The 17,168-nt window shown below is 61.4% G+C and carries 18 protein-coding genes and 1 pseudogene; 11 read left to right on the plus strand and 8 right to left on the minus strand.

The window, feature by feature from the left end:
• Positions 1-40 precede the first annotated feature (40 nt).
• Positions 41-1,120: a 4-oxalomesaconate tautomerase gene (locus J5M58_RS09900; RefSeq protein WP_207878033.1), complete on the minus strand. Its 1,080-nt coding sequence runs from the start codon at positions 1,118-1,120 to the stop codon at positions 41-43.
• Between the two features lie 147 nt (positions 1,121-1,267).
• Between J5M58_RS09900 and J5M58_RS09905 the strand changes: the two genes are divergently transcribed.
• On the plus strand, positions 1,268-2,161 hold the full coding sequence (locus tag J5M58_RS09905; protein WP_085622438.1) for a LysR family transcriptional regulator: 894 nt from the start codon (positions 1,268-1,270) through the stop codon (positions 2,159-2,161).
• A 60-nt stretch (positions 2,162-2,221) separates the two neighbouring features.
• Here the strand turns inward: J5M58_RS09905 and tcuB are convergent, their stop codons facing one another.
• The 3 genes from tcuB to J5M58_RS09920 all read right to left on the minus strand — a co-directional run bounded on the left by tcuB (position 2,222) and on the right by J5M58_RS09920 (position 5,903).
• A complete protein-coding gene (gene tcuB, locus J5M58_RS09910) occupies positions 2,222-3,403 on the minus strand; it encodes a tricarballylate utilization 4Fe-4S protein TcuB (protein ID WP_243432279.1) in 1,182 nt (393 codons plus the stop codon).
• Positions 3,384-4,838, minus strand: coding sequence for an FAD-dependent tricarballylate dehydrogenase TcuA (gene tcuA, locus J5M58_RS09915; RefSeq protein ID WP_207878035.1), 1,455 nt, complete (start codon positions 4,836-4,838; stop codon positions 3,384-3,386). The genes tcuB and tcuA overlap by 20 nt, the downstream gene beginning before the upstream one ends.
• A gap of 144 nt (positions 4,839-4,982) precedes the next feature.
• Complete coding sequence (locus J5M58_RS09920; protein WP_112253836.1) at positions 4,983-5,903, minus strand: LysR family transcriptional regulator; 921 nt, start codon at positions 5,901-5,903, stop codon at positions 4,983-4,985.
• Between the two features lie 207 nt (positions 5,904-6,110).
• On the opposite strand from J5M58_RS09920, the gene J5M58_RS09925 reads away from it, so the two are divergent.
• Genes J5M58_RS09925 through arsJ form a run of 3 tightly spaced genes read left to right on the plus strand, consistent with a single transcriptional unit; the run spans position 6,111 to position 8,759 of the window.
• The gene (locus J5M58_RS09925; protein WP_207878038.1) at positions 6,111-6,467 is read left to right on the plus strand and encodes a metalloregulator ArsR/SmtB family transcription factor; all 357 of its coding nucleotides are present in this window, start codon (positions 6,111-6,113) and stop codon (positions 6,465-6,467) included.
• 33 nt (positions 6,468-6,500) lie between these two features.
• A complete protein-coding gene (locus J5M58_RS09930; protein WP_207878043.1) occupies positions 6,501-7,505 on the plus strand; it encodes an ArsJ-associated glyceraldehyde-3-phosphate dehydrogenase in 1,005 nt (334 codons plus the stop codon).
• Between the two features lie 9 nt (positions 7,506-7,514).
• Positions 7,515-8,759, plus strand: coding sequence for an organoarsenical effux MFS transporter ArsJ (gene arsJ, locus J5M58_RS09935; RefSeq protein WP_112253839.1), 1,245 nt, complete (start codon positions 7,515-7,517; stop codon positions 8,757-8,759).
• 78 nt (positions 8,760-8,837) lie between these two features.
• Here arsJ and J5M58_RS09940 read toward each other — a convergent pair whose 3' ends face one another.
• Positions 8,838-10,214: an LLM class flavin-dependent oxidoreductase gene (locus J5M58_RS09940; RefSeq protein ID WP_207878045.1), complete on the minus strand. Its 1,377-nt coding sequence runs from the start codon at positions 10,212-10,214 to the stop codon at positions 8,838-8,840.
• Positions 10,215-10,509: 295 nt separating this feature from the next.
• Here J5M58_RS09940 and J5M58_RS27895 point away from each other — a divergent pair.
• Positions 10,510-10,695: pseudogene (locus J5M58_RS27895) on the plus strand (GFA family protein); the annotation flags it as partial.
• 84 nt (positions 10,696-10,779) lie between these two features.
• Here J5M58_RS27895 and J5M58_RS09945 read toward each other — a convergent pair.
• Positions 10,780-11,262: a glycine zipper domain-containing protein gene (locus tag J5M58_RS09945; RefSeq protein ID WP_112253840.1), complete on the minus strand. Its 483-nt coding sequence runs from the start codon at positions 11,260-11,262 to the stop codon at positions 10,780-10,782.
• A 363-nt stretch (positions 11,263-11,625) separates the two neighbouring features.
• Positions 11,626-12,321 (minus strand): DUF2238 domain-containing protein, encoded by a 696-nt coding sequence (locus J5M58_RS09950; protein WP_207878047.1) that lies wholly within the window; start codon positions 12,319-12,321, stop codon positions 11,626-11,628.
• A 160-nt stretch (positions 12,322-12,481) separates the two neighbouring features.
• Here J5M58_RS09950 and J5M58_RS09955 point away from each other — a divergent pair, with 160 nt between their 5' ends.
• Entirely contained in the window at positions 12,482-13,702 is a 1,221-nt protein-coding gene (locus tag J5M58_RS09955; RefSeq protein WP_207878049.1) for a zinc-dependent alcohol dehydrogenase, read from the plus strand.
• Positions 13,703-14,399: 697 nt separating this feature from the next.
• Here J5M58_RS09955 and J5M58_RS09960 read toward each other — a convergent pair.
• Entirely contained in the window at positions 14,400-14,633 is a 234-nt protein-coding gene (locus J5M58_RS09960) for a PLDc N-terminal domain-containing protein (RefSeq protein WP_112253842.1), read from the minus strand.
• 187 nt (positions 14,634-14,820) lie between these two features.
• Between J5M58_RS09960 and J5M58_RS09965 the strand changes: the two genes are divergently transcribed.
• From J5M58_RS09965 to J5M58_RS09985, 5 genes are all read left to right on the plus strand, one after another.
• Positions 14,821-15,324 (plus strand): CinA family protein, encoded by a 504-nt coding sequence (locus J5M58_RS09965; RefSeq protein WP_112253843.1) that lies wholly within the window; start codon positions 14,821-14,823, stop codon positions 15,322-15,324.
• Positions 15,325-15,336: 12 nt separating this feature from the next.
• The gene (locus J5M58_RS09970; RefSeq protein WP_207878051.1) at positions 15,337-15,843 is read left to right on the plus strand and encodes a hypothetical protein; all 507 of its coding nucleotides are present in this window, start codon (positions 15,337-15,339) and stop codon (positions 15,841-15,843) included.
• A 9-nt stretch (positions 15,844-15,852) separates the two neighbouring features.
• Positions 15,853-16,296, plus strand: coding sequence for a DUF421 domain-containing protein (locus J5M58_RS09975; protein WP_207878053.1), 444 nt, complete (start codon positions 15,853-15,855; stop codon positions 16,294-16,296).
• A gap of 148 nt (positions 16,297-16,444) precedes the next feature.
• Positions 16,445-16,909, plus strand: coding sequence for a hemerythrin domain-containing protein (locus J5M58_RS09980; RefSeq protein ID WP_004376291.1), 465 nt, complete (start codon positions 16,445-16,447; stop codon positions 16,907-16,909).
• Positions 16,909-17,154 (plus strand): hypothetical protein, encoded by a 246-nt coding sequence (locus J5M58_RS09985; RefSeq protein ID WP_133973432.1) that lies wholly within the window; start codon positions 16,909-16,911, stop codon positions 17,152-17,154. The genes J5M58_RS09980 and J5M58_RS09985 overlap by 1 nt, the downstream gene beginning before the upstream one ends.
• Positions 17,155-17,168 lie beyond the last annotated feature (14 nt).

Genomic DNA, 17,168 nt, shown 5'->3' on the forward strand with positions numbered 1-17,168 from the left:
CGCTTGTTGCGAATGTACAGGTCTGGACTAACGCCTGGGCCTACCCCGCCAACCTGCGGAATGTAGGGGCATAAACGAAGCCAGAGAACAGCCGCCGTGCAGTTCGCACCACCGAGGCCTGGATCGTCTTGCCATCGGCACCGCTGCGTGACAGCGCGACATCGATACCACCGCCGGGATGTTCCAGGCGCACCTCGGTCAGTTGCTCGGCGCCCTCACCCAGCAGCTCGCCGATTACCGTACCTGGGCTGACGCAGGCAGTCGCCAGCCCTATCGCTCCGGTGATGGCCAGGGCGCGGTGGCAGTTGTGCGGCATGAAGTAGCGGACCTGCAATGTGCCGTCATAGCGGGGCTTGGACACCAGCACAGGCTTGGGGATGACCATACCGCTGACATCGCCCAGGCCCATGGCCTTGCCGGCCTTCAGGCGCAATGCCTCGAGGCGCTCGAGCAATCCGCCGTTGGCATCGAGTTCGGCCGGGGTTTCCGAGCCGGTGACGCCCATCTGGCTGGCCTCCACTACCATCATCGGCATGGCCATGTCGATGCAGGTAACCGTTACACCGTCGATCACATCCTTGGCCTTGCCAGTCGGGAACAGCTTGCCGGTCTTGCTGCCGACCGCATCGAGGAAGGTCAGGTGCACCGGGGCGGCAGTGCCCGGTACGCCATCGATCGCCGTGCGGCCTTCGTAGCGCACGATGCCGCCGGGGGTTTCCACCAGCGAATTGACGAAAGTGCCGGTGTTGAGGTTGCGGATACGCACCAGCGTCTTGCCGTCCTGGCCTTTTACAAGACCTTGCTCGATGGCGAACGGGCCAACGGCGCACAGCATGTTGCCGCAATTGGGTGCGGTATCGACCCGGCGCTGGGCGACCATGACTTGCACGAACAGGTAGTCGACGTCAGCGTCGGCATGCAGCGAAGGGCTGACAATCGCAACCTTGCTGGTCTGCGGGCTACCGCCACCGATGCCGTCGATTTCCAGTTCATGCCCGGACCCCATCAGGTTGATCAGCAATTCGTCGCGTTCGACCACATTGGCAGGAAGGTCCCATGCATGGAAAAACGGGCCCTTGGAGGTGCCACCGCGCATGAGTACGCAAGGAATTCGTTGCATGATTTCGCACTCTTGTTGATCAATGGACATCATTGATGCTGTGGACAAAAGATTGACAGGGATGGATAAATCAATCCAATGCAAATATCGTAGCTATTGTTCCGATTCAAGCATCAATACCGAACCAGGACCGAAGAGCGATCCGAGATGGAATATGAGCTGCAAGACATACGATCTTTCGTGAAAATCGCCGAACTCGGTAGTTTCCACGAGGCTGCAGAAGCGTTGCACCTGTCGCAACCCGCCCTGAGCCGGCGGATTAAAAAGCTCGAGGAAGGGTTGGGCACTTCGCTGCTGGAACGCACTACCCGTCGCGTCAGCCTTACCAGCGTCGGGCGTGACTTCCTGCCCAAGGCCAGGCGCCTGCTGGATGACTTCGAAGACTCGATCCTGAGCATTCGCGAACTCGCAGAACGCCAGACCGGGCAGGTCACCCTCGCCTGCATCCCGACCGCGGCGTTCTATTTCCTGCCGTCGGTGATCCGCGACTACAACGAGCAATACCCGAAGATCCGCATCCGCCTGCTGGACCTCAGCGCCAACGACGGGCTCGAAGCCGTGCTGCGGGGTGAGGCCGATTTCGGCATCAACATGATGAGCGGCCAGCACCCGGACATCGAGTTCGTCTCCCTGGTACAGGAGCACTTCGTGCTGGCCTGTCGCAGGGACCACAAGCTGGCGAACCGTGACGCCGTCACCTGGACAGAACTGGCCGACTACCGCCTGATCGGCGTAGGCCGGTTGAGCGGCAACCGGATGTTGCTGGACCATGCGCTGTCCGGGCTCAACCTGCGGCCCAAGTGGTTCTATGAGGTTCAGCACCTGTCCACCTCGCTGGGCATGGTCGAAGCCGGGCTGGGCGTGTCGGCCATGCCCAGCCTGGCCATGCCCAACGCCGACCACCCGACGCTGGTCAGCGTGCCGCTGATCGAACCCCAGGTCACCCGCACCCTGGGGCTGGTCTATCGCAGAGGGGCGTCGCTGTCGCCAGCAGCGGAGAAGTTCGTGTCGATCCTGCTGGACAAGTGGCCCAACCGGTAAGCGAAACACCTTGCATCTCGCGCGTTGCGGCACAGAGGAAAAACCGGCTGCGTGCATGGTTCACTCCCCTCCCAGACCCAGCTCGTTGGGCCGGCGTTTCTCGATCGCGAACTTCAGCAGTGCCGCGCTGCGGAACAGGCCATGGGCAAACTTGCCATAGGGCAGCGTGATGAACAGCGCCATCACGGTGCCCAGATGGATCGCCAGCAGGATCGCCATCGCTGCGGTATCACGCAGGCCCAGCAACGCAAGGCCTGTGGCGCTGACCAGCAGCAGAAGCAGGATGAACGCCCGATCCATGGGCCGCTGGGCAACATCGCCCTGCTCCGGCGCCCTGCGCAGGTTCAGCGCCAACAGCCCGGCCGGCCCGACGATCAAGCCAATTCCGCCCAGGGTGCCGAGCAACACCGGTGCGCTAAACAGCGGGTACGGCGCCTGCTGGCCCAGCAGGTAGTGATACCCGGTGGCGACCACCGTGGCGGCAAAGCACAGCATGAAGCCGTAGAAGGTGAAGTGATGGAAGCGACGGCGCCAGAGCGTGTAGCGATCATCGGCATTGTTGCAACCTTGGCCGTGCCCACCGTCCAGGTACTTAAGGGTCAATGCCGCGCTCGATGCCTCGAACAGCGCCCCTTTGGCGGGTTGCGCCAGCGTCTCGGCAGGCGAGACCGAGCGCCAGAAGCGACGTACCGCCACCGCCAAGGCCAGAGCTGCAGCGGCAAACACGCTACCGAACATCAGCGCGAGGGTATTGTGCGGGAAGACCGCATAGAAGTTACCCGCCAATCGCCCCGGCAGCAGCGTGCCGTTGACGAACAAGGTCAGCAGCAGGAACAGCGACAAGGCTACAGCCAATGCGGTGGCGACATAGGTGCCGTTGTGCCTGTACAGCCGCCCGAAGACGGCCGGCCAGGCGTACTCGGCGTAGGTCTGCCCGCGTACCTTGGCCATCGCCTGGGGCACGTTGACGGCGAATTCGTGGGGCTGTGCGTACTGACAGGCATGCAGGCAGGCGCCGCAGTTGTGGCACAGGTTGGCCAGGTAATGGATATCGGCCTTGCCGAACTCCAGCCTGCGGGTCATTGCCGGGAAAACTGCGCAGAAGCCTTCGCAGTAACGACAGGCGTTGCATATCCGCATTTGCCGGTCCACTTCCCGCTCCTCGACGTTCAACACCGGGATCAGTTCGAGGGCCGCCCCGGCGGCATCAGGCTGGCGTGGTTCAGGCAGTTGCGCAGTCATGGCGGTTCTCTTTTTCTGGATGTTGGTAACCCGCCGCCGCAGCGGCGCTGGTCCCGGCGATACGGCCGAAAGCGGTGCCGATGGACATGCCGACACCTGCGGTGTAGCCCTTGCCCAGTACATTGCCCGCCATCATCTCGCCAGCAACGAACAGGTTCGGGCTGGGACGCCCGTCGAAATGCACGGCGGCGGTTTCATCGGTGCGCAGCCCCAGATAGGTGAAAGTCACGCCAGGGCGCAGCGGGTAGCCGTAGTAGGGAGGCGTATCGATCGGGCGCGCCCAGTGGCTTTTCACCGGCTCCAGGCCAACGGTGTGGCAGTCGTCCAGCCGGGTGTGGTCGAACGTGCCCACCTGGCAGGCTCGGTTGTAGGCATGCACGGTTTCGAGGAACGCCTGTACAGGCAAACCGAGCAGGCCGGCCAACGCCTCCAGGCTATCGGCGCTGGCGCCCGGGAAAACCGGTGGCATGAAGCGCCCGAGGGCCTTCCGGTCGATGATCGAAAACCCCACCTGCCCAGGCTGATGCGCCACCAGGCGCCCCCAGATGGCATAGCGCTTGGGCCAGAAATCCTCGCCTTCATCGTAGAAGCGCTGGCCGTCGCGGTTGACTACCACGCCCAGCGACACACAATCGATGCGCGTGCAGATGCCGCCATCGTAAAGCGGTGCGCGGGCATCGATCGCCACCATATGTGCCTGGGTCGGGTCGCCAATCGTGTCGGCGCCCTGTTCGGTCATGCGGCGCAACAGCACACCGTCATTGAAACGCGTGCCACGGACAAGAAAGTTGTCCGAAGGCCACTCCCCTCGCTGGTTCTGCCCCCACGCCTCGCGCAACCATTGGCGGTTGGACTCGAAACCACCGGCGGCAAGCACACAGGTACGCGCCTCGATGCGCTCGGCTGGCAGGTGTCGCCCCTGAACTTCACGTGCCGGCACATGGGCCGCGACGAAGCGCCCGTCCTGTAGCTCGATGTCGGCTACCGGTGTGTCGTAGCGTATCTGTACGCCAAGGTTTTCGGCGCTGCGAAAGTAGGCATTGACCAGCGCCTTGCCGCCGCCCATGAAGAAGGCATTGGTCCGTGCGGTGTGCAGCGCACCCGACAATGAAGGCTGGAAATGCACGCCATGGCGGCGCATCCACCCGCGACAACGGGAGGATGCGCGAATCACCAGCCGCGCGAGCTTTTCGTCAGTCTGACCACCAGTGACCTTCAGCAGGTCCTGCCAGAACTCTTCTTCCGGGTACGCCTCGAGCAGTACGTCCTGGGGGCCATCATGCATGCACCGCAGGTTACGCGTGTGTTGTGAGTTGCCACCACGCCAGGCGCGGGGTGCGGCCTCGAGCAGCAGCACGCTGGCTCCGGCCTCTCGCGCCATCAGCGCGGCACAGAGGGCGGCATTGCCCCCTCCGATGACTAGCACATCGATCATTTCGCCTCCAGATCACGAAGAGCCGAATGTTCGGTGGCTCCTCGTGATCACGGACTTTAATGAGAGCCCGGAGGGTGCGAAACGCGATCGTCGGGGGGAGGCATTCAGTTTTTCTAAAGGGCTGGGGTGAACCCAGAGTCTGGGTCAAAGCAGCCGGGCCCCAGGCCATCGGCCCTGTTCCACCAGATCCCGAGCGACCTCCTGCAGTACGATCCGTGTCGCCAACGCGGCCGGCGAGAGCTCGTCATCGGTCAGGCTGACAATCACGTTGCGACGCTGCGCCTGAGCTTCATCGATGGCAAACACGCGCAGGCCCGCCTGATGCGCCCGGGCCACTGTCGCGCCGGGCTGGATGGTGGCGGCATGGCCCGCACACACGCAGTCCATCAACAATGACAAACCATCCACTTCCATGACGATGCTGGCCTCCAGCCCTGCCCGCTCGAAAATCGAGCGCAACGTCGTGCGCAGGCCATGTTGCGTGCTGGGCATCACCAAGGGGAGCGTCGCGATCTGCTGCAACGTGAGCGACTCGCCCCACTCTGCCTTGACCAGCGGGGCGGGAACCAGCACGAAAAGCCGCTCCGTCAGAAGCGTCCGGACATCCAGCCGCGGTCCCGTTTCTGCCTGGAACAGCACCGCCAGGTCAAGGTGCCTGGCATTGAGTTGGTTCATCAGATAACCGGACAGCATTTCCACCAGGTGCAGACGGATGTCGGGGTAGCGCTCGCGCATCCTGTCGATCAACGCCAGGCCAAGAATCGATGCAGTGGTCGGTGCCAGCCCCACGCTGGCATAGCCGCTCATGCGGCCACTTTGTGCCGCCAGCACGGCGTGTTCCGCCTGGCGAAGCGCCAGGCGCGCATGGTATTCGAAGGCCAGGCCCGCCGCCGTCGGCGAAACGCCGGTGCTCGAACGTGTCAAAAGCCGGGTACTCACCTCGCTCTCCAGCTTCGACAGTTGTTGGCTCAATGCCGAGGCGCCAACCCCTAGCTCGAGCGCAGCCCTGCCAAGACTGCCGTACTCCAGAACACTGAGGAAATAGCGAAGCTGACGTAACTCCATACAGATCTCTTTCAACGATGGGGCGGGCCTGGAGCATGTTAAACGTATTTGCACAGCCTGGATCGACAGAACGCTACCGTGCCTCATCAAGTTGACGGGGAACCTGTGGGAGCGGCCTTGTAATACATTCGAAAATACGTATATTCAGAAAAACATATATTCTGAATACCCCGCCATAGGCACCCGCTGCCCGCGCCGAGAACGCCCATGACTGACTCGCTGACCCCGACCCAGGTCTTCAAATGCCTCGCCGACGAGAACCGCATTCGGATGATGCTGCTGATCGCTCGCGAGGAAGAGCTGTGCGTCTGTGAACTGATCTGCGCCCTGCAAGAAAGCCAACCCAAGGTTTCCCGCCACCTCGCACAACTGCGCACCTGCGGCCTGCTGGAAGACCGCCGGCAGGGCCAATGGGTTTACTACCGCCTGCACCCAGAGCTGCCCGCCTGGGTACGCGATGTCCTGGTAACAACGCTGCAGGCCAATCGCGAATGGTTGAGCACCAGCGCCAAACGACTGGACACCATGGGTGACCGCCCTCAGCGCGTCGCTGCCTGCTGCTGACCACAGCCGAGAAATACACTTGAGAACGAGACCATGGCAATCAAAGTAGGCATCAATGGGTTTGGCCGTATCGGTCGCCTGGCGCTGCGGGCATCCTGGGGCTGGCCGGAATTCGAATTCGTCCAGATCAATGACCCGGCCGGCGACGCCCAGACCCACGCCCACCTGATCAATTTCGATTCGGTCCACGGCCGCTGGCAGCGTGAAGCCGGGGCAGAAGGCGACTCGGTGGTGATCGAGGGCAAGCGCATCAAGGTCACCGCGAACACGGCGATCGCCGACACCGATTGGTCGGGCTGCGACCTGGTCATCGAGGCCAGCGGCAAGATGAAGTCGGTAGCTGTGCTCCAGGCTTACCTGGACCAGGGTGTCAAACGCGTGGTGGTCTGCGCTCCGGTGAAGGAGAAAGGCGCGCTGAACGTGGTGATGGGCGTCAACCAGCACCTGTTCGACCCGGCGCAACACCGGATCGTCACCGCCGCTTCCTGCACCACCAATTGCCTGGCCCCGGTGGTGAAGGTGATACACGAGAACCTGGGCATCCGCCACGGCTCGATCACCACCATCCACGACCTGACCAATACCCAGAGCATTCTCGATACGCCGCACAAGGACCTGCGCCGCGCCCGTGCCTCGGGGATGAGCCTGATCCCCACCACCACAGGTTCGGCTACCGCAATCGCCGAGATCTTCCCTGAGCTGCGCGGCAAGCTGAATGGCCACGCCGTGCGTGTACCGCTGGCCAACGCCTCGCTGACCGATTGCGTGTTCGAGGTGGCGCGCGAGACCACGGCTGATGAGGTCAATGCGTTGCTGAAGGCGGCTGCCGACGGCCCGTTGAAGGGTATTCTGGGTTACGAAGAGCGACCACTGGTGTCCATCGACTACCGCACCGACCCGCGGTCCTCGATCATCGATGCGCTATCGACCTTGGTGGTCAATGGTACCCAGGTGAAAATCTACGCCTGGTACGACAACGAGTGGGGCTACGCCAACCGTGCAGCGGAACTGGCCCGAATGGTCGGCACGGCGAAGTAACCGGCAATCATGAAGGCGTTGTCAGCCCTGCCCGCACCAGTGCGTCAGTACCTGCTGGTTACCGGCAACTACTGGGCCTTTACCCTCACCGACGGTGCGTTGCGCATGTTGGTGGTACTGCACTTCCATTCGCTGGGCTACTCGCCGCTGCAGATCGCTGCGTTGTTCCTGTTCTACGAAGTGTTCGGCGTGATCACCAACCTGGTGGGTGGCTACCTCGGTGCCCGCCTGGGGCTCAACCGCACCATGAACATAGGCCTGGGCATGCAGGTGTTGGCTTTGCTGATGCTCACGGTGCCGGCAGCCTGGCTGACAGTACCCTGGATGATGACGGCCCAGGCGTTGTCCGGCATCGCCAAGGACCTGAACAAGATGAGCGCCAAGAGCTCCATCAAGCTTCTGGTGCCGGACAGCCAGCAAGGCACCCTGTACAAGTGGGTAGCCATTCTCACCGGTTCGAAAAACGCGCTCAAGGGTGTCGGTTTCTTCCTAGGCGGCGCCCTGCTCGCCCTGCTCGGCTTCACCCTGGCGGTGCTTGCCATGGCAGCGGTGTTGGCATTGATCTGGATCGGCAGCCTGTTGCTGCTGAAGAAGGACCTGGGCAAGGCCAAGGCCAAACCGAAGTTTCGCGACCTGCTGTCCAAGAGCCGAGCCATCAACATCCTCTCGGCCGCTCGGCTGTTTCTCTTTGGCGCCCGTGACGTCTGGTTCGTCGTGGCATTGCCGGTATACCTGAGCGCGGCTTTTGGCTGGGACTTCTGGCTGGTCGGCGGTTTCCTGGCTACGTGGATTATCGGCTACGGCATCGTCCAGTCGCTTGCCCCCCACATCACCGGCAAGAAACGCGGCCATGTGCCCGACGGTCGTGCGGCCTTCATCTGGGCGATCGCCCTTGCCGGGCTGCCGGCGCTCATCGCCGTGGGCCTGTCGGCAGGCTGGTCGGCACAGGTGGTGCTGCTCGGTGGGTTGATGCTGTTCGGTGTGCTGTTCGCGGTGAATTCGTCGCTGCACAGCTACCTGATCGTCAGCTACGCCAAGGAAGAAGGGGTATCGCTGGATGTGGGCTTCTATTACATGTCCAACGCGCTAGGGCGGCTGGTCGGTACGCTGCTTTCCGGTTGGGTATTCCAGGCTTACGGGCTGGGAGCCTGCCTGTGGATCTCCACAGTATTTGTTCTGCTGGCTGCGCTGATTTCTATCGCATTGCCAAGGCATGCTGCAGGGGTGCTTCAGGCCAACGAAGAGAAACGGTAATTTTCGCTTTGGGAAAGCTGGCGCTCATCCTTTACAGGAAATGGGCGCCAGCATGTTCATGTATCCCGAAGACGCGTGTCATGCGGGTAGCCGGAAAGAAGCTCCATATGCAGTCGCAGGCAAGCGGCTGGATCCGTCAGCTCTCAATCTGGATCGCAAGCTTCCGCTCTGCGGGCTGGTTCGGTAGAGCCCTCTCTTTTGCAGCTCTGGTACCACCAGTTCCACAAAGTCCTCCAGGGTGCCAGGGCTGGTCAACGGGTTGAGCATGTAGCCGCTCGTAGCCGAGATCCGCGCATGCTCCTCGATTCGGTCTGCGACCTGTTCCGGGGTGCCCACCAGGATCAGATCGGTGCCCCGTGTGACGTTGGCGAAGCGCTTCCTGACGTCCCCTGCGGTTAGCGGCTTACCGCTTCCGTCGGGTCGCATCATGTAGGAAGTAAGACCTTCGGTATGGTTCGACAATGCATCGCTGTCCGCGTAGCGGCTCAGATCGATTCCTGTGTCGCCAGCATAACTGACAAGTTGTGCTTCCAGATGGTAGTTGCTCTGGAGCTCATCGTACTTTCGCTGGGCTTCAATCTCGGTTTTCGCAGTTACGATGCGCAGCACTGTCAGCGACTGTATGTCATCCCGAGCACGTCCCCGCGCCTCCGCCATCGTCCAGATTTCTTCCAGGCCTTGGCGGATTTCATGTGGGTTAGACTTTGCTATGAAGATCAGTTCGGCATGTTTGGCCGCGAACTCGCGCCCTCTCCCGGACCAACCCGCCTGGATCAGCAGTGGCGTTCGTTGTGGCGACGGAGCAGACAGATGAGGCCCGGCAACTCGATAGCGCTCTCCCGCATGATTGATGGGCTTGACCCGGTCACCTTGGGCGTACACCTGGCGGGCTTTGTCGGCGACCACTGCGTCGTTTGCCCAACTGCCCTCCCAAAGCTTGTAGACCACGTCCATGAACTCCTCGGCACGATCGTACCGATCTCCGTGCTTGATCATTTCTTCCAAGCCGAAGTTGCGCGCGGCGCTGGACAGATAAGATGTGACAATATTCCATCCGATTCGCCCGTTGGTCATGTGATCGAGCGTGCTGAAACGACGGGCATGGGCAAAAGGATGCTCATAAGTCGTGGACACGGTAGCGCCGAACGCCAGATTCTTCGTGATCGCTGCCAAGCCCGGGATAATCATCAACGGGTCATTTGCAGGAGCTTCGACAGCCCACTTCACGGCTGCCTCCGCGTTACCTCCAAAGACATCATAGAAGCCCAGAACATCTGCGAAAAACAGCATGTCGAGGTTGGCCTGATCAGCGATGCGTGCCTGGTTGGCCCAGAACTCGAAAGTGTTGGCGGCCAGGCGTTCATCCGCCGGATGCGTCCACAAGCTCGGTGCGCCACCGCAGCCGACGCTGGCTTGTTCGTAGAGGGCAAACAATAGGGGTTTAGGGTCGGACATCACGGTACCTGTAATCATTGATATCAGCGCTCACGTCATCGCTGATCCTGAAAGCCTTTGCCGAAATTGCTTTCAACTACAAATACTCCGCTAGCAAAGGGTCTAAATATTAAAACGCAATATAAACTCACTTTGTAATATCATTACGGAATATTAATGGATTGCTCAGCTATATCCCTTCTGTTTCGAGATTGCAGACAATGGGTGAGGTGAGGCATGGCGACGATGGGTGGTGAGTTGCTGAAGCCAAGCCCGCCACTTCATGGCAAGCCCTCTTCACAAATATCACTACCTAGAGTTCTGCGATGAGTGCGGTTCGACCTTGTTCTGGTCGCGCCTTGAGGGTGAGTTTGCCGACTGGATTTCGATAGCCCTGGACACGCTCGATACCCCGTTCCTCCCCAGCAAGCAAAAGCACGTTCACGTGGAATACGCAGCCCCCTGGTACAAACTACCCAGTGCCCATTCTCAGGTCGACTGAAGATTCGGGGTCGTGCTGGAGCTATTGGCCTGGCTGGCCGCAATTGCTGCGGCCAGCACTTGTGATGGGCTGGTAACGCAAGAATCAGTCGTCGTGGCGGTGTTTGCGCCAGCCGTAGTGATGACCACGGTCGTGGCGGTGACGACGCCAGCCCCGATCATCGTCATCGTCGTCATCATCACGATAACGATGCCCACTCTCGTCATCGTAGTCCCGGCCCATGTGGTTGCCCAAGGCACCGCCCACACCGCCACCGGCTGCCGCGCCGATCATGCTGCCAGTGGTGCCGCCCATCTTGCGACCCACCACGTTGCCGCCAGCTGCACCCAGTGCGCCGCCAATGGCCGCCTCGCCACGGCTGTGTTTGTTGGCGCCCACTGCGCTACCGGCTGCACCACCCAGGCCGGCGCCGATTGCCGAGCCGGTGCTGCCGCCGATCGACTGGCCGACTACCGAGCCCAATACTCCACCCAATGCGCCACCTATACCTGCTTCGGTATTGCCGCCTGCCGATGCAGCGCCGCTCAGCAGGCCAAGTGACAACAAGAGAATCGAGGAGTACTTCATATGTGAAAGCCTCAAAGGGATACGGCGGCGATCCTGAGGCTCTGGACAGGGGCTTACAATTGAAATCCGACGAATGACACGACCTGGAAAAATTCTCCAAGTTACTGTTTTCCCAGTGGAAACTTTAGCGTTTTTCGACGGTCACAGGCTGATTGCGAAAGGCCTTTCCAGCGATGGAAAAGGCCTTTTGAAGTTCTGATCGCGCTGGATACTACCTGCTGGTCTTGTAGGAGCGGCCTTGTGTCGCGAAAGGGCTGCGGAAGCAGCCCCAGCAACTTATGCGTCTGCGCCGAAACCCTGGGGCTGCTTCGCAGCCCTTTCGCGACACAAGGCCGCTCCTACACAGCGATAAGTCCTGCCCCGTCAGCCGTGCCTGTTCTTCAGACACATTACCCTTCTGCCCCAAAGCTTGCGTGCCCCAACCCGCTGGATCAACAAGGTGACAAGTGCGCCGAGCAAAGCCAGGGCCATGTCCTTTTGCGCATCCCAAGGGTCTTGCTGAGTCGCGAGAAAGGCTTGTGCCTGGTCATCGCCCAGGTATTGGCCGCCTATCCACTCCAGCAGTTCGTACAGCGCCGATGTCGCAAGCACCAGCGAAACAGTGCACAACGCCAACCACACGCCTCGCAACAAGGCCTGGCGCTGGAGCAATTCCCTGATCGGCAAGACGAACAGAAGGCCGTAGCTCAGATGCACCAACCGATCGAACTGGTTGCGCTGCCAGCCCATCCAGGCATTCAGAGAGTGGTCGGTAAGCGCACGCAGCCAAGCGTCATAGGGCACCTTGGCATAGGTGAAATGCGCGCCTAGCTCATGGATCGCCAGCATCATCACGATTGCCAGATAGGCATGCCACGAAAAGCGCCAAAAGCGGCTGGTTGCAGCCAAGGTGAGCAGGAGCGCCAGCGGCAGAACGTTTTCGAGCCACCAATCTGCACGGTCAAGCGGCGCAACCCCCGAGGCAAGCACGATCAATGCGGCCGATGCGAGCAAGCCCGCAGCCTGCCTTGGCGTGGCCGACGGGGCAAAGTTTGCTTGCAGCGCTGGATGCTTGGTCATGGCTTTACGCTCGGCTTGAGCACGGTTGAGCCTGGCAGGGCAGCTAAAGTTTCCTTCGGGCACTGAAACCTGCCACTGGATGATTCCACCTGAACTTTACCTCCCCCCCTGGCTTCCCCTGCATAGACCATCCGGTCCCCCCTCTGCAGGAGATGAACCCATGAGAGCATTGACATACCACGGAACCCAGGACGTCAGGGTCGACAATGTCCCCGACCCGCTCATCCAGGAAGAGGACGACATTATCCTCCGGGTCACCGCCACCGCCATCTGCGGCTCCGACCTGCACCTCTACCACGGCAAGATTCCACAGACCGAGCCGGGTGATATCTTCGGCCACGAGTTCATGGGCATCGTCGAGGAAACCGGTCGCGGGGTCACCAATCTGCAGGTCGGTGACCGCGTGGTGATTCCTTTCGTGATCGCCTGCGGCAGCTGCTTCTTCTGCCAACTCGACCAGTTCGCTGCATGCGAAACCACCAACACCGGCCGTGGCGCAATAATCAACAAGAAAGCGATTCCGCCAGGTGCCGCCTTGTTCGGCTACAGCCATCTGTATGGCGGCGTGCCCGGCGGCCAGGCCGATTTCGTGCGGGTGCCCAAGGCCAACGTTGGCCCGTTCAAGGTGCCTTCCGCCCTGCCGGACGACAAGGTGCTGTTCCTCTCGGATATCCTGCCCACTGCCTGGCAAGCCGTCACCAATGCCCAGGTCGGCCCAGGCTCGACAGTGGCCATCTATGGCGCCGGGCCGGTCGGCCTGCTGAGCGCAGCCTGCGCACGCATGCTGGGAGCCCAGACGATCTTCATGGTCGACGACAACGACTACCGCCTGGCGTATGCCCGCGACGCCTACGGTGTGGTGCCGATCAACTTCGAGCAGGATGACGACCCGGCTGACAGCATCATCCGCCTTACCTCCGGCATGCGCGGTGTGGATGCTGTCATCGATGCGGTCGGTTTCGAGGCCAAAGGCAGCACCACCGAAACGGTGCTCACCACACTGAAGATCGAGGGCAGCAGCGGCAAGGCTTTGCGCCAGAGCATCGCCGCGGTGCGCCGGGGCGGCGTGGTCAGCGTGCCTGGGGTCTATGCGGGATTTATCCACGCCTTCATGTTTGGCGATGCCTTCGACAAGGGGCTGACGTTCAAGATGGGCCAGACCCACGTGCAGAAGTTCCTTCCGGAACTGCTCGAGCATATCGAGGCCGGGCGCCTGGAACCGGAACTCATCGTCACTCACCGCCTTGCCCTGGAAGAAGCGGCCCTGGGCTACAAGTTGTTCGACCAGAAGCAGGACGACTGCCGCAAGGTCATCCTGGTGCCGGGCGCTGCCGCTGGCACCTTGGGCGCTGACCATGCGTTCGGGGGAATCCAGCGCTGATCGATCCGGTAATCGGGTTTACCCGCAAAGCAGGCAACGCGGCTCGGGGCACCGGCTTCGCCGGTGTTCGCGGGCTTGCCCGCTCCCACAGAACTGCACATGACTCATCGAATCAGCAGGGACCCTGCGACAGCAACTGCCTTGCTCAATTTCCAAACGCTGGCGCGATCCCTGTGGGAGCGGCTTCAGCCGCGAACACCGGCGCAGCCGGTGCCATGCACCGCGCTGGATTCTTCGCGGCTAAAGCCGCTCCCACAGGGTCCGCAGACCGCTTGCCAATTCACTTTTCCAAGCGACAGCGCAGCCCAAAGGGCTGGGTAATCTCACAGAACTGCAAATAACGCATTGAATAAGCAGGACCCCTGGGTAGCAACTGCCTTGCTCAATTTCCAAACGCTGGCGCGATCCCTGTGGGAGCGGCTTCAGCCGCGAACACCGGCGCAGCCGGTGCCATGCACCGCGTTGGATTCTTCGCGGCTAAAGCCGCTCCCACAGTGTACGCAGACCGCTTGCCAATTCAGTTCTTCACGCCGGCCCGTTTAACGCTTGTGTCGCGTTTCATCACGAGCTGTTTTCTGCGCAGTGGAATCATGCGACGTGCCAGTGGAGCCATCAGGACGTTGCGCATCATTGTCCCGTTCTTCTTCACCCTGGGTTCCGCTGCGAGGTGTCTGCGACTCTTTGCTCATCTCCCCTCCTAACCCTTGCTATGTTCAGGCGAAGACGGCCCGGTACCGCGCTTGATTCCACGCGGCCCAAGCACGCCCCAGATGGCCAGGCCGATAACGGGCAGCGCCAGCAGCAGCAGTGCCCACATCGCCTTGGTCACATCGCTCTTGTCACTGCGGAAAACACTGACGATGGCCCATACATCGAGCAACAGAATGATCGCTGCAACAGCGATCCAGAAATACGTCACTGGCTCGGTCATGACCGCTTCTCCTCTGCTTGTTCCGGCAACAGCGCGTGGTCCGCGCCACCTACCTCCTATCCAGAGGAAGCCAGCAGATGGGACAAAGTTCAGGAAGCTTTTCCCGCCATTGATGGGTGGCGCACAAGTAATGAACCAATCCCGCGGAGAACACGTCCACCGCAAAACAACGCACGAGTGACCGGCCATGGCAACCGACCCTGTTATAGAGGCCCTTGAATACCTCAAGGCCCACAAGCTGGTGCTGACCACTGCAGAATCCTGCACGGCCGGCGCCATGGTTGCGCTGCTGGCAGCAGTACCCGGAACCGGCGAGGTACTGGAAAGTGGCTACGTGGTGTACTCGCCAAGTGCCAAGAAACGCCTGCTCGGCGTCAACCCACAGACTATCGAACGCTATGGCCTGACCAGCGAGGCGGTCGCCTGGGAGATGGCGCTTGGCGCATTGAAAGACAGCGACGCCACCGTTGCCATCGCCAGCACGGGTGTCGCCGGGCCGCAGCCACAGGATGCCATCCCCCCGGGCACCGTGTGCTTTGCCTGGGCCTTTGCCGGCGAGCCCTTTGCCGTATTCACGCGCAGCCAGCGTTTTTTTGGCGAGCGCGCGGATGTAATCCGCCAGGGCGCGCTCTACGGGTTGTCGCACCTGGCCCATTACCACCAGCGCTGGCTGCGCGGTGAGCGCGCCTGAGGGGTCAAGACCATGGACGAAGAGGAGCTGGCTTCAAGGCACCACCCCGTCGAGGAAGACATGCGCATGCAGCAGCGGGTCTGGCGTTTCGAACGGCTGGGGTGGTATGCCCTGGTGCTGGTCGTGCTGCTGGCCCTGGCCGGGGTGTTCGGCAATGGTCCGCTCAGTGATGCCCAGGTCATGAGTGAAGACGGCCGTGTGCATGTGGAATATCAGCGCCTCAGCCGCAGCGGCACCACCGACAACCTGCGCATAACGGTGCGCGGCACTGCCGGTGAGCCTGTGATGTTGCTGCTCGGGGGCACCCTGCTACGCGAAGCCAGCATCGAAACGCTGCAGCCAGAGCCGCAAGTATCGCGTTCCCATGGCAGGTCGCTTCTGCTCCAGCTCGGCACCAGCAAAGAGGGTATCGCCACGCTCTACCTGACCCTGCGCAGCGAATACGTCGGCACGCTGGAAGGTGTTGTCAGCGCCGGCCCGGGCAGCGCAGTGCATTTCTCGACCTTTCTCTACCCCTAGGAGCGCGACATGGACTCCATTCTTCGTGCGACAGGCATGTACATCGCGCTGATGCTGCTGTTTCGCGTGGCCGGCAGACGCTCGCTGGCAGACCTCACCACCTTCGACTTTGTCCTGCTGCTGATCATCGGCGAAGCAACCCAGCAGGCATTGCTCGGCGAGGACTTTTCGTTCACCAACGCCATGCTGGTGATCGCCACGCTGATCGTCCTGGATGTCGGCCTGTCGCTGGCCAAGCTCAATTCCAGGCGCCTGGCCCGGCTGCTCGACGGCCACGCGACACTGGTCGTCGAGCAGGGGCGCTTTCTCCACCGCCGCATGCGGCGGGCACGGTTGACCGAAGACGACATCCTCGAATCCGCCCGGGACAGCCAGGGTATCGAAAGCGTCGGGCAGATCAAGTTCGCCATCGTCGAGCGCAACGGCAAGATTTCGATCATCCCGCAGGAATGACCCTGCGTGGCCGGTGCAACCTGCTTGGGTCCTTGTGGGGCCGATCTTTCGCGACACCGGTACGTTGATCATCCGCTTTGAACCTTGGTGCGCGCGCCCTACTCCATCGAAGGCAACCGTGATTTTTCCGTCCCTGAAGAGGTGCAGCATGAACGCTATCGATCTGTTGATCCAGGACCATGAGCTGGTGAAGAAGCTGCTCGAAGAACTCTCCTCCACCACTGAGCGCGCGGTGAAGAAGCGCGCCGAGTTGCTCGAGCGCATCAAGCAGGAGGTGAGTATCCACACCGCTCTGGAAGAAGAAATCCTGTACCCGGCGATCAAGCAGGCCGGCGGCAAGGAAGAAGCGAAGATGTATTACGAAGCCAAGGAGGAGCACCGCACCGTCGACTCGCTGGTGCTGCCGGACCTGCTGCAGACCGAGACCGGCACCGTCGAGTTCGCCGGGCGGGTCAAGGTGATGAAGGAGCTGCTGGAACACCATATCGAGGAAGAAGAAAGCGAGCTGTTCCCGACCGCCCGCAAACTGCTGGGCAAGCAGCAGCTGGATGAGCTCGGCCAGGCCATGGAAGCGCAGAAGAAACTGCTCAAGGGCGAACAGCGTGCCGCGTGATGGAGGCCTGGATCGACTTTCTTGAATGGCCCGCCATGGCCCTGACGGTACTTGCCGCCTGGTGCATCGGCTCACGGCGCCCAGGCCGGCGCAAGCTGGGTTTCTGCTGTTTCATTGGCAGCAACGTGCTGTGGGCCGTGTGGGGGTGGCAGGCGCAAGCCTGGGCGCTGATCCTCCTGCAGGTTTGCCTGTGCGCCATGAACCTGCGGGGCTGGAAGAAAAACACTGCAGCGGAGTCGGGCTGAATGCCCGGCATCAT

The organism is Pseudomonas sp. 32_A (assembly GCF_017490905.1).
Lineage (GTDB): Bacteria > Pseudomonadota > Gammaproteobacteria > Pseudomonadales > Pseudomonadaceae > Aquipseudomonas > Aquipseudomonas inefficax.

Bases quoted from the DNA above. Each gene is read 5' to 3' on its own strand.
- J5M58_RS09900 (WP_207878033.1), bottom strand. From the start codon at position 1,120: ATGCAACGAATTCCTTGCGTACTCATGCGCGGTGGCACCTCCAAGGGC.
- J5M58_RS09905 (WP_085622438.1), top strand. From the start codon at position 1,268: ATGGAATATGAGCTGCAAGACATACGATCTTTCGTGAAAATCGCCGAA.
- tcuB (WP_243432279.1), bottom strand. From the start codon at position 3,403: ATGACTGCGCAACTGCCTGAACCACGCCAGCCTGATGCCGCCGGGGCG.
- tcuA (WP_207878035.1), bottom strand. From the start codon at position 4,838: ATGATCGATGTGCTAGTCATCGGAGGGGGCAATGCCGCCCTCTGTGCC.
- J5M58_RS09920 (WP_112253836.1), bottom strand. From the start codon at position 5,903: ATGGAGTTACGTCAGCTTCGCTATTTCCTCAGTGTTCTGGAGTACGGC.
- J5M58_RS09925 (WP_207878038.1), top strand. From the start codon at position 6,111: ATGACTGACTCGCTGACCCCGACCCAGGTCTTCAAATGCCTCGCCGAC.
- J5M58_RS09930 (WP_207878043.1), top strand. From the start codon at position 6,501: ATGGCAATCAAAGTAGGCATCAATGGGTTTGGCCGTATCGGTCGCCTG.
- arsJ (WP_112253839.1), top strand. From the start codon at position 7,515: ATGAAGGCGTTGTCAGCCCTGCCCGCACCAGTGCGTCAGTACCTGCTG.
- J5M58_RS09940 (WP_207878045.1), bottom strand. From the start codon at position 10,214: ATGTCCGACCCTAAACCCCTATTGTTTGCCCTCTACGAACAAGCCAGC.
- J5M58_RS09945 (WP_112253840.1), bottom strand. From the start codon at position 11,262: ATGAAGTACTCCTCGATTCTCTTGTTGTCACTTGGCCTGCTGAGCGGC.
- J5M58_RS09950 (WP_207878047.1), bottom strand. From the start codon at position 12,321: ATGACCAAGCATCCAGCGCTGCAAGCAAACTTTGCCCCGTCGGCCACG.
- J5M58_RS09955 (WP_207878049.1), top strand. From the start codon at position 12,482: ATGAGAGCATTGACATACCACGGAACCCAGGACGTCAGGGTCGACAAT.
- J5M58_RS09960 (WP_112253842.1), bottom strand. From the start codon at position 14,633: ATGACCGAGCCAGTGACGTATTTCTGGATCGCTGTTGCAGCGATCATT.
- J5M58_RS09965 (WP_112253843.1), top strand. From the start codon at position 14,821: ATGGCAACCGACCCTGTTATAGAGGCCCTTGAATACCTCAAGGCCCAC.
- J5M58_RS09970 (WP_207878051.1), top strand. From the start codon at position 15,337: ATGGACGAAGAGGAGCTGGCTTCAAGGCACCACCCCGTCGAGGAAGAC.
- J5M58_RS09975 (WP_207878053.1), top strand. From the start codon at position 15,853: ATGGACTCCATTCTTCGTGCGACAGGCATGTACATCGCGCTGATGCTG.
- J5M58_RS09980 (WP_004376291.1), top strand. From the start codon at position 16,445: ATGAACGCTATCGATCTGTTGATCCAGGACCATGAGCTGGTGAAGAAG.
- J5M58_RS09985 (WP_133973432.1), top strand. From the start codon at position 16,909: ATGGAGGCCTGGATCGACTTTCTTGAATGGCCCGCCATGGCCCTGACG.